Origin of the sequence: Bacteroides sp. 2201st1_D9_2201SCRN_220225, assembly GCF_040928965.1 — a bacterium.
GTDB lineage: Bacteria > Bacteroidota > Bacteroidia > Bacteroidales > Bacteroidaceae > Bacteroides > Bacteroides stercoris.
Genome location: NZ_JBCODG010000030.1, coordinates 1 through 12,020, shown reverse-complemented (window position 1 = coordinate 12,020; position 12,020 = coordinate 1). Strand labels below are relative to the sequence as shown.

Genomic DNA, 12,020 nt, shown 5'->3' with positions numbered 1-12,020 from the left:
GCGTATGGCTTTCGTTTGGAAATCGGCAAACTCGAACTTGCAGTACTCCGGGAAGAAGAACTTTATCCATTCTACCGGGTCGGCCTCCAGCCGTGCCCGCTCCCTGGCTATCTGCGCCTGCGTCAGGTTCACGTCCGAATTCCGGCGGCGAAGCCCCGCCTCGTAGAACACCGCCCATTCCCGGAGCGCGTCACGGTCTTTCTGCGTCTGTGTCATAGGCTGTCTTTTATAAAAGCGTCCCACAAACGAAGAAACTCCTTGCTTTTGTCCAGGTCGAACGGACGCAGCCAGTTGATGAACTTCATACCTGCACTGATGATATCTGAAATTCCCACGTCCGTTTCCATCTTTTTGATGGCCGTTGCCAGTTTGTTCAAGGTATCCGCTTCTGCGGCTGTGGCAAAACGTTTTCCTTCCTCTCGTCCGCTGATAACGCGGTTTATCTCCGATACCTGGCGATGCAGGGACGCCACCTGCTGTTCCCGGGTGAGCGTCATGCCTGCCTTCAGCTCTTCCCATTTCTCTGCCGACACCCACCGGATGATGGTTTGCCGGGACACCCCCACTTTGTCTGCAATTTCCTGCTGCGTGAGGTTGTCCTTCAGGTAGAGGGTGCGGGCATAGTCTTTCTTCTGTTGCGTAGTCAAATCTGCCATTTTTATAGGATTAAGTTTACGCAAAGTTCATCATCCCGCATGTGAACCTGAAAAAAGCGCGGAGCAGTTACAAGCTATGCCGCACGAACTACCTACTTGCTCGCAAGCGTTACACACTTTTTTGTGCGGTTACCCTTACTACCGTAAGTTTGCAGCAAATAAATCGACAACGCATGACTGCATTCAAAAATATACTTAACGAAAAGACCGCCTGCCTGCTGCTCTACGGAGAAATCAGCGATGAGGGCGGCGAAGGCAGGATAGCCAGCCGGGACATCGTGAACGAGCTGATGTACCTGGACGGAAGCTATGAGAATCTGAACATCCGTATCAATTCCATCGGCGGCGACGTTTACCCCGGCATTGCCATTTTCAACGCCATACGCCAGTGCAAGAGCAACGTCACCATTTACATTGATGGCATTGCCGCCAGCATAGCCGGTGTGATAGCCTTGTGTGGAAAGCGCGTAGAGATGAGCCGCTATGCCCGTATGATGCTGCACAACGTTTCCGGTGGTTGTTACGGCAACAAGCAGGACTTGCGGGATATGATAGCTACCATTGAGAGCCTGGAGGATACCATTGCCGAAATCATCGGCGGACGCTGCAGCATGGACAAGGAAGAGGTGAAGGGCACATACTTCGACGGAACTGACCATTGGCTGAAAGCGGACGAAGCTCTGTCACTGGGATTGATTGACGCCATCTACGATGTAGAGTCCGTACCTGCCGAGAGCACTACGGATGATATATACCGCATATTTACTAACCGGCTGGAGCTGGAGCAGCGACAGCCACAAAACCCCGATAAAATGAAATTGGATGATTTCAAGAAGATTCCCCGATTTGCCAACTGTGCGGACGAAACGGCAGTAATGGCCATGCTGGGTGAAACAGCCAAGAGGGCAGATGAGGCCGACGACCTGGAACAGGAGAACGGCAAGTTGAAAGAACAACTGCAACAGCAGGAAGAAGAGCGTATTGATTCTGCCGTGACCGATGCCGTGACAGACGGCCGTATCGGTGCCGACCAAAAGGACACCTACAAGAACATTCTGAAAGCAAACTTCAAAGACGGCATGAGTGCCTTGAAGGCATTGAAACCCAAAAAGCTGCTGAAAGACAAACTGGAGGCCCCCGGTGCGGGTGGAAACGAAAGCGCCTGGGACAAGCGTATGAAAGAAATTCGTGACAACCGTAAAAAATGACGCGCTATGGTACCGATTAAGAACCCCAAGAATGCCAAATTGGGCGGCTCCACTTACTTTGGAAAAAAGGTTGGAAGCAGTGTTCGCAGTGCAGGCAGCGCGCCGCAGATACGCGGACGGCAGAAGATTAAAATGTGATGCGCAAAGCGCAAATTAATAATTAACAATTAAAGAATTTAAAGACAATGCCAATTCAAGGATTGAATACCACCAACTATGGTGGAGAAGTACTGGAACATGTGCTGACCCTCGCCACTACCGGCAACGAGCTGGTGAGCAAAGGGCTTATCATGGTGATTCCCGGAGTGAACAGCTCAATCAGCATTCCGCGTGTAAAGACGGGAAAGATGCTGCAAAAGCGTAAGGAAGACCCTGCAAAATCAGACAGCAAGGGTGACTTCACCTATAGTGAAAAGAAACTGACGCCGAAAGACATGATGGCGTTTACGCTCTTTAACCCCCGTGCTTTCGAGCACATCTGGCGTCCTTTCCAACCGACGGGCGATCTCGTATTCCGTCAGTTGCCCCCCAATATCCAGAGTCTGCTGCTGAGTGAACTTCTGAAACAGGTCGGGCATGAGCTGGGCTACCAGTATATCAACGGCAAGTACGAAGACGGTTCGGACGATATGCTGCTGATGGACGGCATCCTGGTACAAGCCGCCAAAGATGCAGATGTGGTGAAAGTGAAAACAGTGGGTACTACCATGCTGCAACGTCTTAAGGAATTGCGTACGGTGATTCCGGTAACCATGCGCAACAATCCTAACCTGCGCATCCTGATGAGCGTGGCGGACTTCGATACGTACGATGACGAACTGACGCAACTCGCCAACAAGGGCACGACTCCTACGGATATCAACCTGGAACGTTATAAAGGCATCCCGTTTGAAGTATTGGCCCAATGGCCGGAAGGGCTGATTGTTGCTACCATCTGCGACAGCGGCATGAACGGCAACCTTTTCGCCGCCGTAAACTTGCAGGACGACGAAAACGTCATCCTGATTGACAAGTGGGCCAATGCCAGTGAACTCTATTTCTTCAAGATGCTGATGAAGGCGGACACGCAGATTGGCTTCGGCGAGGAATTCATCGCCCTGGACTGGCGTGCCGACGGCGCTTTCAAACCTGTAATAGAAGGATAAGGAGGTAGAAGCTATGGCAAAGAAACTATTGATAACCGTGATTGTCATGGAAGCCTTCCAGGACAAGTTCGACCATAAGACGCAATATCCTGTAGGTGCGGAATTGCAGGTAGAGAAAGAGCGTGCGGAAGATTTGGTGAGCCGCGGGCTTGCCAAAATCAAGGAGGTGCCTAAAGATGCCAAATCTGCCGGGAATGCCGCACCATCCACCGGTGATAACCCGGAAACGAAACCGCAGGATGAGTAGCAGAGGACTGAGGAATAACAACCCGGGGAACATTCGCCTGTCACGCACCCTGTGGCAGGGCGAAGTCCACCCTTCGCAGGACCGTTCGTTCTGCCAGTTCAAATCAATGGCATACGGGTACCGGGCACTCATCAAGTTGTTACAGAATTACCGGAAGTTGAACGGATGCCGTACGGTTGCGGACTTCATCAATCGTTGGGCACCACCGGTGGAGAATAATACTTCGGGATATATCAGCCGTGTATGCCGGGAGATGCATGTACCTTCAAGTTATGTTCCTGATGTGAATGACCGGAACACGATGTGCGCTTTTGCCGCTGCCATATCGCAAGTTGAGAATGGGGTCCCTGCTGTGATGGCGGACGTACAGGCGGGTTGGGATTTACTCTAATGATGTATAACAATGGATGTACTTTGGAATATCATAATGTATGCGTTGCCCGGTGGATTTCTGATTCAGGCAATCAACTGGTATCGTAACCGGAAGTTATCCAAGGCACGTCAAGGAACCGATATTGATGCCGCCTATCTGGACAACATCAATATGTTCCGTGAAGAATTAATCAAGATTCAGAATGAAAACAGAAAACTCTACAGGGCCATTGCCCGGCTTGACCGCACAGTGGCGAAAGCTACTTCTTGCCGTCATTGGGATGATTGCCCTATCCGTAATGAGTTGCAGAAGTCCGGGTCGGATAGCAGCATCCAGCCGGCTAAGCGACAGCCTGCAAAGCGTAAGACAATCCGTGCTGACCCTTCTGCCGGTTCCGGCAAGCGTAGCGCAGACAAAATTGTCGATGAGCCAACTGGCTGCATTGCCCGAGGGGGCGGGATATAGTGCCCGGAGCGGACAGGCAACGGCAACCGTGCTGCGTGGGCAGGGTGATACACTGATAATAACCTCTACTTGCGACAGCCTGGCGCGTGAAGTGATTGCACTTCGTGAAGAACTGATACGCATTCGCAACGAAACCGGTGAAACGGTTGAAGAACCACCTCCGCAGGTGGTGCAGGAGCCAACCGGTTTCCAATGGTTTCAAATATGGATAGGACGGATAGCCGTAGCCGTACTTCTCTTAATACTGATAAAACGGCGATTGAAACGTAATTAAATAGCATATAGATTATGGCTGTAAAAGATAACAACGGACTCATTTACGGGATAGGTACATTGAAGTTCAATAGTGAAGAAATCGGATGGATTAGCCAGGACGGTCTGTCACCCAAAGGTGAAGCCAAGCAGACTACTCCCATCTATGCCGCACAGGTGCATGACGGCCCGGTGGATGAGCTTACCAGCAATCCCGGCAGCACGGCTTTCGGCTTCAAGCTTATTCAGTTGACACCGGAAATGTGCAAAAAGCTTTTCGGAGGTACGGTGGCCGCAGCGGACGGCGCTTATGAACCGCCCACAGACTTCAAGGACTTGGAGGGCCCGTTCGAGGTGGAATGCGTCAGTGGCTACAAGATTGAAATTCCCCGTGCCAAGATGAGTGGAGAACTGGCCGATTCTATCAATATGAGCGGCGTGTTGAGCTATGACTGTACCGTGAAATGTCTGAAACCTTTGGAAAAGGACAAGGCACGCTACCGCATCATTCCTCCGCAAACGGCCGCTGTCCAGGAGGGATAGCGTATGGAACAGACGGAACAGTTGAAGGCTTCCGCACTGATGCTTGATATGGGTGTGGCGGTTCCCGTCCGCCCTTTCAAGTTCTTATATAGCAAGCGGAAACCACGCAGGGTAATCATGCGGACGTCGGGGCTTGCCAACCTGATGCGTATCGCTAACCTGTATCTGCGGATGGGGGTTACTTACAACGAAATGAAGGAGTACACTTTCGAGCAGAATATGCAGTTCATTGCCGAACACGGAGTTACGATAAGCCGTATTGTTGCTTATACCTTGGTTCGAAGTAAATTCCTGGGGAGGTTACTGAACCGCCCCGTTGCCTGGTGGCTTCGTTGGCGCGTCCACCCCATGTTCCTGCAAGAAGCCATGTTTCAGTTGCTTACCATGCTCGACCCGAAGTCTTTTCAGACTATTATCAGCTCGGTGGAAATGGTGAATCCGATGAAGCCGAATCTGAGCCGTTCATGCAACGGGAGTTAAAGGGATATACGGAAGGCCCTCATAGCCCGTTCGGTTTAGTATGGCAGGTGGCTACGGCAACCGGCTGGAGCATTGACTACATTCTGTGGAAAGTGCCTTATCCCATGTTGCTGCTTATGGCTAAGGATGCTTCCCGCTACGTTTCGGCGGAGGAACAGAAGAAACGGCAGTATAAAGAGATGATGAAGAAAATGCAAAAAGAGTGCGCCACGGCTAAAGACCCGGTCGCCTTCTTCCAAACTCATATATCAGCAGACTGATGGAACCCGTAGAACTTACCGTAATTACCAGGAACAAAACCAAAGAGGGACTGGATGAAATCATCCGGGACACCTCAAAGGTAGGCCGGACCGTAGAACAGGTTACGGCTGACTTCAAGGCTCGTATGCAGGAACAGAGCGATGTGGTGAAACAGGTAGAGGCGGACATCAAGTCGCTGGAAAAGCAGTTGTCCAAGGCATCCCCCGGCAAGGCGAAGATGGAACTGGCTGCCGACCTGGAAGTTGCCAAGAAGGTATTGGCAGAAGAGAAGGGGGAGCTTGCCTTGTTGGAGAAGCAGGTGGAGCAGTCCGCCCAGAAACACATTGCGCTTCGTACGGAAATCCGCAACCTGAAAGAACAAATGGCGGGGATGAAGGAGGGAACGGAGGAATATGCCGCCGCAATGAAAAAACTGGGTGATATGCAAGACCGTATGGGCGATATAAATACCCAGGGACGTATTTTCTCTGACGACAACAAGAAGATAAAAGCAACGATGGACACTGTGTCCGGGCTGGCGGGTGCCATGACGACAGGCGTGGGAGTAGCTTCCCTCTTCGGTGTGGAGCAGGAGAAACTGGTGCAGATACAGACGAGATTGCAGGCGGTAATGGCGATTACCATGGGTGTGCAGCAGGTGGCCAATACGCTCAATAAAGACAGTTATTTTACGCATGTGCTGCTGGCAGGTGCAAAAAACATGCTGACGGCAGCCACCACGAGACTAGCGGTATCATTGGGTATCTCCAATGTTGCAGCCCAGGCGCTGATGGCGACGCTGACACTGGGGCTGTCGGCAGTGATAACGGGGCTTATTGTGCTGTGGAATAATTACAGTGACCGCACGAAAAACGCGCAGAAAGCGGTGAATGATGAAATAGCAAAGACCAATCGGGCTTTGCAGCAAATCTCGGCTGATGTGGACTTTGACACCCGTATTGCGGAAGCGGCGGGAAAATCCAAAAAGGAGTTGATAGAACTTCGCAAGGAAGCAGCCAAAACTGCTTTGGCCCTGGCTGATGCCTCTTTTGATGAGGTGAATATGAAATTCATAAAAGGTGATGCGACCAAGGAACAATTGGATGTTGCCCGTGAAAACTCTCAAAAAGCCTGGGATAATTATAATAAAACCATGCAGGATGCAGTGGTATACGATTACGAAGAACGCACCACAAAAAAAAAGAAAGGCGGTTCTAATGGCAACCGTACCGAACTGGATGAAATTGCCGACGCCGAACTCAAGGCCCGGCAGAAAATAAACGACATGACCATTGCCCTGATGAAAGAGGGTGAGGAAAAGAAGAAGGAACTGGCGCTAAAGCAGTTTGATGACGAACTGGCCCGCATAGACAGAGAAGAACGCGACCGTCTGAAAGCCTTGCAGAATGCACAGAAGAACGGCATGGCGGTGACACCGGAACAGGTAGCTACCGTGAAAGACCAGGCAGCCCGGCAACGGAATCTGGCAGGCGAACAATACATGGAAGATTATTATGCCATCTCGAAAGAATATGCCGATAAGGACAAGAAGCTAAAGGAAGAGGAAGAACAGTCATGGATTGACTATAACAAAGAATACGGTACTTACCAGGAGAAGCGCGCCGCCATTGCCAAAGACTACGGGAACAAGATAGCCAAGGCGAAACCCGGTGGTGAAAAGGCATCCTTGAAAAAGCAGATGGAAGATGAACTGAAGAACCTGGATTTTGATAATCTGAAAAAAGAAATCGACTGGACTTCCGTCTTCGGCAATTTGGATAAAGTGTCTACGGATGCACTTGGCAAACTGAAGAAGCAGCTGCAAAGTTTTATCAGTGAGCAAAAGAACCTGTCACCCGAAAACATTAAAGAAATCGTTCAAGCTATCAACAACATAGAACAGGAGGAGAGGCAGCGTTCGCCCTTCCAGGCGATAAGTGACTCCTTCGCCTCTCTGACTTTAGCCAACAAGGACGCGACGGAAGCCCGCAAGGAATATAACAAGGTGCTGGCTGACGGTACGGAAAAGGAAAAGGCTGATGCGAAAGCTAAGCTGGACAGTGCCGAAGCGGCCAAGCGCAAAGCGCAGGCGGAAGCTACCGACTCCCTGCGTGCAGGTGTGGACAAGATGAAAGAGTATGCCCAGGTGGCGGACGGTGTGCTGGGCATCATGAACGAACTCGGTATCAAGACTCCGGAATGGCTATCCGGCACGATGACAGGCATGAATGAAATGCTGGAGGGTCTGTCACAGATAGATATAACTAAGCCGATGTCTATACTCACAGGTGGTTTGCAAACCATCAAAGGAGCTGTTAAATCCATCGTTTCTCTCGGTGGCACAATCAAGCTGTTTAATACCGCAGACTATTCGGGATATAACGAAATGGTGAAGAAGTATGAAGTCCTGATGGATGTTTGGGATCAACTTCTCAACAAGAAGAAAGCCTATATTAAAGAGTCCTACGGTGCTGAAGCAACTGCCGCCGGTACTGAAGCTCTGAGTCTTCTGAATACAGAGAAAGAGGTTACGAAGCGATTGGGTAACTCCCGGTTGTCAGCCGGTTCCTCAGCGGGCTCTCACTCCCTTGGTTACCGCATGTGGAAAGGTAGCGTCAAATATGAAGGCAAGAACTGGCAGAATGTCAATGGTGATGTGGTCAAGGGGCTGGAGGATGCCGGCCTTGGCAATGCGCAGTTCAATGGCATGAATGACATGCTGAACATGACCGGTAAGCAGTTGGAGTGGATTAAAACCAACTATACCGGACTGTGGTCGGTGATGGACGGTGACTTCCGTGGCTATCTGGATAAGATTATAGAATACGGTGAAGCGGAAATAGAGATAATGGAGTCCGTCAAGGAACGGCTGAACGGTATTTCTTTCGACAGTTTTAAGGATAGTTATCTCAGCCTGCTTTCTAATATGGATAGCAGCAATGCGGATTTCTCGGAGAACTTTGAAAAGCATCTGCGGAAGTCCATCCTGAACTCTCTGATGGAGAAAAACTATGCTTCCCGCATCAAGGCCCTCTATGATAGTTGGGCAAAAGCCGGTGAAGACGGTGTGTATACTGAACGTGAGGTAGCGTCTCTTCGCAATATGCAGCAATCATTATCTGATTCAATGCTGGAGGAACGCAATAAACTGGCGGAAGCTATGGGGTGGAGTTCCTACAGTAGCGGTTCTTCACAGTCCGGCCGTGCCGGCGCCGTTACCACGATAACCGAAGAGACCGCCGGAAAGATTGAAGGCATTGCCACCTCCCTGCAGATACACGTTATCAGCATGGATGATAAGATGACGGATATATCGCAGTATGCTTACGAAGCCATCGGCATCCTCAATACGATTGCCGAGAATACCGCTTTCTGCAAGTATCTGGAAGATATTGCCGAGGCTATAGAGAAAATGGAACGTGACGGAGTAAAAATGAAATGATATGAAGATACTGGAGGGACTGCTCACTATTAACGGTGTGGATATATACAAGGAATACAGCGCTTTCCTGGCAGAGGACAACGCAAGCAGTCATACCAACTACGACGCCTTGCTTGAAGACTCTGCCTTCAAACCTTATACCGCCGTCTCTTTTCAGGAGGAGAACGGCGAGCGATTGCCGGATGCTTTGCCGGTGTCGCATTATGAGGCCAGGGATGTAACATTGCAATTCGGCATTCTCACGGAGACGACGGATGAGTGGTATCGCAAGTATATCGCGTTTCGTGCTTTCTTGAAAAGCGGATGGCTGGTATTCTTCCTGCCGGAGCTTGGAACCACTTATAGGATGTACTATAAAGGAAAAGTGACTCCTAAGATGGTAACCCCTTTCAAAACCAATGGCGGAGTATTCGGTAAGCTGAAATTGAAGTTCAGAGAGCCTAATCCCTGCCAGGATATAGACCCTTTAAATAACGATTAAACGCTGTTTGAATGAAGTTGAAAATCTACAACCAATCCGGGAAGTTGAAACTGACTGTCAACACTTCTTCCTCATCCACTTGGAACGATGAATTGATGACGGAGAATGCTGTATCTGCATCTTTCACTCATCCTTTTTTTGTTCAGCTGGATGTGAACGACTATGTGATGTTGGAAGGCATCAAGTTTTCCGTCAAGAAGGAATACAAACCCAAGCAAAAGAACCGGCAGACGTATGACTATTCTGTGAAATTCTATGCCCCCGTGCACGATGCAGAGCAGGTAATGTATCTGAACTTGGCGGACGGGCAGTATGAACCGCAGTTCTCGCTGGACGGCAGTCCAAGGGAACATCTGCAAAAATGGGTGGAGAACATGAACCGCATCTACGGTGAGAACCGTTGGAGTATTGGTGATGTGATTGACGCTCCGAACGAGACCATCGAATATAGCAATACTTATTGTTGGGACGCTCTTTCAAAAATATCGGAAGCCTTCGGAACAGAATGGTGGGCGGATGGCTTTTACATGAACCTTTGCCGTTGTGAACGCGGTGAGCGTGTGAAACTGGGATATATGAAGGGGTTCACCTCATTGGTACAGTCGGAAAATAGTGGTGATGTGAAGTTCTTTACTCGGCTTATACCCTTGGGAAGTACCAAGAATATAGACCGCAGTAGATATGGTTTCTCCCGTCTTCAGCTTCCTGACCATGCCAAGTATGTAGACCGGAATACAAATTACGGTTTGTACGAACATGTGGAGTCTGAGGCGTTCGCGGAGATTTATCCGCACTATACGGGTACGGTTTCCATCGTGCGTACCGAAGAGAAGAAAGGGGATGACGGCAAGCCATTCACCATTTACTACTTCAAGGATAGTGGCATGCAGTTTGACCCTTGCAAAAATGAAATTGCCGGGCTGGTGAAACACGTCTCTTTCCAGACGGGCGACCTTGCCGGACGTGACTTCGAGGCTAACTATAACTCCGCAACGAAAGAGTGGGAAATCATCAATACCTATCCCGACGAAGACAGGCAGATACCGGGTGGTAACCTTATTCCCCGCGTTGGAAATAAGTATATCCCCTGGAACTTCCGCATGCCGGTGGAATATGAGGTACAGGCGGAGAAAGATTTCAAGGCCGCCGTGGATGATTTTCTTGCCAGGTATAGCGAGGATATCTCCAAGTATGGCGGTGATACGGACTATACCTATATAGACCGTAATGCGGTTCCCTTGATATTAGGCCAGTCCGTCCGTCTGCTGAGTGACGAATATTTTCCCGGTACCGGGTATCGGGACAGCCGTATGACGAAGGTGACACGTAAGTTGGACAACCTGAGTGTTGCCACGATAGAATGTACCAACCAAGTGGGTAAAGGCTGGAAGAAGAGCGTTGATGACGGATTGAGCAGTTTGCAATATGTGGTTGGAGAAACACTTAACCGTACGGTGGTTGACATTCTGAAGTCATGGGACGGACGGGAACCGAGCGAGTATAATGTGTTTTCCGCACTGCGATCGCGGGCGGAGCATTTGAGTAAGAAATATCCAGATGAGACAAAATATCTCATAAAGCTACTGGGCGGACTTGTCTCGGATGACATCCGTTCGCAAGACTTTACTTCCGGCGCGTTCGGCAGCGGTCACCTCATTAAGACAGACCCTGCTACCGGACGTTCATACCTTGAAGTGGACGAAGCTTATATTCGCCTTAAAGCGGTTTTTGACATACTTGAAATACACGACTTGTCCCATGTAGGCGGTCAGATAGTCCTGTCACCTGCAAGTATGGAGTGTATCAAGGTGGAAACTGCTTCTACGTATTACGAAGAATTGGTTGACTCAACCGGCGATGTACTGGTTGATTCGGAAGGGGATATTTTGCAGGTTCCCGTAACCTTAACCGTTCCGGCGGGTGTATACCGTTGCTATTTCAAGGCTACGGACGGTGAGAAAACCATAGCTAATAAATTCGCCGTTGATGATTTGGGGCAATGCCGTGAATTTAATATTGAGGAAGGTGTGCATGAGAACGTTGTTAATCAGTTTTACTGGCGACGTGTAGTCGCTATTGGCGATGATTATATAGACCTTTCCATCGAAGACTGTGCCCCCGGAAGCATGACGCCCCAATCGGGGGATACCATTGTCACGGTAGGCAATAAAATGGATAAAGACCGGCAGCATGTCATTATACTATCCACGGTGGGTGACGATGCGCCCAGCATCAAACAATATGCTGGGATTGATGATTATTCTATGGCTGGTAAGGAAGTGACCGTGTTGTCACCGAAAGGAAATAAGATAACGGGACAGTTCATTGTAGAGGCAGGTTCTTCCGGAGGTGAGAATCTTGGGGGGATTGAGCTTCCCGATCTTGAAGAGATAAAGAGCGATATTCATACTCAATAATTCGTTAAAAATTCGCCACGCCTAAGCGGCTCTGGCAGTAAATAAAATGAGTTCTTTGAAAAGTTTGTCAA

14 protein-coding genes and 1 pseudogene are annotated in these 12,020 nt (G+C 49.7%); 13 read left to right on the top strand and 2 right to left on the bottom strand.

What is annotated here, in order from left to right; genetic code table 11:
- Together AB5903_RS11580 and AB5903_RS11575 are read right to left on the bottom strand one after the other, a co-directional pair.
- Positions 1-216, bottom strand: a pseudogene (locus AB5903_RS11580) (hypothetical protein); the annotation flags it as partial.
- A complete protein-coding gene (locus tag AB5903_RS11575) occupies positions 213-656 on the bottom strand; it encodes a YfeC-like transcriptional regulator (RefSeq protein WP_195658158.1) in 444 nt (147 codons plus the stop codon). The gene AB5903_RS11575 and the pseudogene AB5903_RS11580, both read right to left, overlap by 4 nt.
- Positions 657-829: 173 nt before the next feature.
- On the opposite strand from AB5903_RS11575, the gene AB5903_RS11570 reads away from it, so the two are divergent.
- Genes AB5903_RS11570 through AB5903_RS11510 form a run of 13 tightly spaced genes read left to right on the top strand, consistent with a single transcriptional unit; the run spans position 830 to position 11,949 of the window.
- Positions 830-1,864, top strand: coding sequence for a head maturation protease, ClpP-related (locus tag AB5903_RS11570; RefSeq protein ID WP_195658159.1), 1,035 nt, complete (start codon positions 830-832; stop codon positions 1,862-1,864).
- Positions 1,865-1,870: 6 nt separating this feature from the next.
- Positions 1,871-2,002 carry a hypothetical protein gene (locus AB5903_RS11565; RefSeq protein ID WP_258996729.1) on the top strand — a complete coding sequence of 44 codons (132 nt, stop codon included), beginning with the start codon at positions 1,871-1,873 and terminating at the stop codon, positions 2,000-2,002.
- Positions 2,003-2,049: 47 nt separating this feature from the next.
- Positions 2,050-3,009, top strand: coding sequence for a hypothetical protein (locus tag AB5903_RS11560; protein ID WP_195658160.1), 960 nt, complete (start codon positions 2,050-2,052; stop codon positions 3,007-3,009).
- Positions 3,010-3,022: 13 nt separating this feature from the next.
- Positions 3,023-3,256, top strand: a complete 234-nt coding sequence (locus AB5903_RS11555) for a hypothetical protein (protein ID WP_195658161.1) — start codon at positions 3,023-3,025, stop codon at positions 3,254-3,256.
- Entirely contained in the window at positions 3,249-3,647 is a 399-nt protein-coding gene (locus AB5903_RS11550; RefSeq protein ID WP_195658162.1) for a structural protein P5, read from the top strand. Before AB5903_RS11555 ends, AB5903_RS11550 begins: the two co-directional genes overlap by 8 nt.
- 12 nt (positions 3,648-3,659) lie before the next feature.
- Positions 3,660-4,094, top strand: a complete 435-nt coding sequence (locus AB5903_RS11545; RefSeq protein ID WP_195658163.1) for a hypothetical protein — start codon at positions 3,660-3,662, stop codon at positions 4,092-4,094.
- Complete coding sequence (locus tag AB5903_RS11540) at positions 4,054-4,368, top strand: hypothetical protein (RefSeq protein WP_181978284.1); 315 nt, start codon at positions 4,054-4,056, stop codon at positions 4,366-4,368. The genes AB5903_RS11545 and AB5903_RS11540 overlap by 41 nt, the downstream gene beginning before the upstream one ends.
- A 14-nt stretch (positions 4,369-4,382) precedes the next feature.
- Positions 4,383-4,889, top strand: coding sequence for a hypothetical protein (locus tag AB5903_RS11535; protein WP_117740414.1), 507 nt, complete (start codon positions 4,383-4,385; stop codon positions 4,887-4,889).
- Between the two features lie 3 nt (positions 4,890-4,892).
- A complete protein-coding gene (locus AB5903_RS11530) occupies positions 4,893-5,369 on the top strand; it encodes a hypothetical protein (protein ID WP_117740415.1) in 477 nt (158 codons plus the stop codon).
- Complete coding sequence (locus AB5903_RS11525; protein ID WP_117740416.1) at positions 5,354-5,629, top strand: hypothetical protein; 276 nt, start codon at positions 5,354-5,356, stop codon at positions 5,627-5,629. Before AB5903_RS11530 ends, AB5903_RS11525 begins: the two co-directional genes overlap by 16 nt.
- Positions 5,629-9,051, top strand: a complete 3,423-nt coding sequence (locus AB5903_RS11520; RefSeq protein WP_195658164.1) for a hypothetical protein — start codon at positions 5,629-5,631, stop codon at positions 9,049-9,051. The genes AB5903_RS11525 and AB5903_RS11520 overlap by 1 nt, the downstream gene beginning before the upstream one ends.
- 1 nt (position 9,052) lies before the next feature.
- Positions 9,053-9,532: a hypothetical protein gene (locus tag AB5903_RS11515; protein ID WP_117740418.1), complete on the top strand. Its 480-nt coding sequence runs from the start codon at positions 9,053-9,055 to the stop codon at positions 9,530-9,532.
- Between the two features lie 11 nt (positions 9,533-9,543).
- Positions 9,544-11,949, top strand: a complete 2,406-nt coding sequence (locus tag AB5903_RS11510) for a hypothetical protein (protein WP_368117849.1) — start codon at positions 9,544-9,546, stop codon at positions 11,947-11,949.
- Positions 11,950-12,020: the final 71 nt, after the last annotated feature.